The 1498-nt window shown below is 74.4% G+C and carries 1 protein-coding gene; it reads left to right on the top strand.

Annotation, left to right across the window (positions count from 1 at the left end):
• On the top strand, positions 1 to 1498 hold a 1498-nt coding region (locus LZ017_RS21725), incomplete at both ends, for an amino acid adenylation domain-containing protein (RefSeq protein WP_241399021.1).

Consider the following 1498-nt stretch of genomic DNA (forward strand, 5'->3'; position numbering starts at 1 on the left):
AAGGCCGCAGCTGGAGCTACCGCGAGCTCAACGAGGCGGCGAACCGCCTGGCGCGCCATCTGCGCGAGCTGGGCGTGGCGCCGGACGAGCGCGTGGGGCTGTGCCTGGAGCGCGGCGCGGACCTGGTGGTGGCGCTGCTGGCGGTGCTCAAGGCGGGCGGGGCCTATGTGCCGCTGGACCCCGGGCTGCCCGCGCAGCGCCTGGCGCGCATGCGGGCCGACAGCGCGCCGCGGGTGCTGCTGGCCGGCGCCGCGCAGCGCGGCCTGCTGGACGCGCTGGCGCTGCCGGACACGCTGCCCGTGCTGGTGCTGGACGAGCCCGAGCCGGCCTGGGCCGGGCAGTCCGGCGGCAACCTGCCGCGCCTGGGGCTGATGCCCTCGCACCTGGCCTATGTGATCTACACCTCGGGCTCCACCGGCGAGCCCAAGGGGGTGATGAACGAGCACCGCGGCGTGGTCAACCGGCTGCTGTGGATGCAGCAGGCCTATGGCCTGAAGTCCGGGGACGCGGTGCTGCAGAAGACGCCGTTCGGCTTCGACGTGTCGGTGTGGGAGTTCTTCTGGCCGCTGATGAGCGGGGCGCGGCTGGTGATGGCGAGGCCGGACGGGCACAAGGACCCGGAGTACCTGGTGCGGACCATCCAGGCGCAGCGCATCACGACGCTGCACTTCGTGCCCTCGATGCTGCAGGCCTTCATCGAGCAGGAGGGGGTGGAGGGCTGCGACAGCCTGGAGCGCCTCATCTGCAGCGGCGAGGCGCTGGGCGGGGCGGTGGCGCGGCGCACGCGGGAGCGGCTGCCGCGGGCGGGGCTGTACAACCTGTACGGCCCGACGGAGGCGGCGGTGGACGTGACGGCCTGGGACTGCAGCGTGGCGCCGGGGCAGGTGCCGGATCAGGTTCCCATCGGACGCCCCATCGCCAACACCACGATCTACATCCTGGACCGGCATGGACAGCCGGTGCCGCAGGGGGTGGCGGGCGAGATTCACATCGGCGGCGTGCAGGTGGCGCGCGGCTACCTGAACCGGCCGGAGCTGACGCGGCAGCGCTTCATCGCGGATCCGTTCTCGGGGGAGCCCGGCGCGCGGCTGTACAAGACCGGCGACCTGGGGCGCTGGCGGGCGGACGGCGCGATCGAGTACCTGGGGCGCAACGACCAGCAGCTGAAGCTGCGCGGGCAGCGCATCGAGCCGGGCGAGATCGAGGCGCAGCTGCTGGCACAGCCGGGGGTGCGCGAGGCGGTGGTGGTGCTGCGCGAGGACGAGCCGGGGGAGGCGCGGCTGGTGGCCTATGTGGTGGGTGAGCTGGAGGCCGCGCCGCTGCGCGAGGCGCTGGCGCGGGTGCTGCCCGAGGTCATGGTGCCGGCGGCCTATGTGCGGCTGCCAGGGCTGCCGCTGACGCCCAACGGCAAGCTGGACCGGCGCGCGCTGCCGGCGCCGGACGGGGAGGCGCTGGCGCGGCGTCCGTACGAGGCGCCGCGGGGCGAGGTGGAGCAGGC

The organism is Pelomonas sp. CA6 (assembly GCF_022549225.1).
In the GTDB taxonomy this organism is placed as follows: domain Bacteria; phylum Pseudomonadota; class Gammaproteobacteria; order Burkholderiales; family Burkholderiaceae_C; genus Roseateles.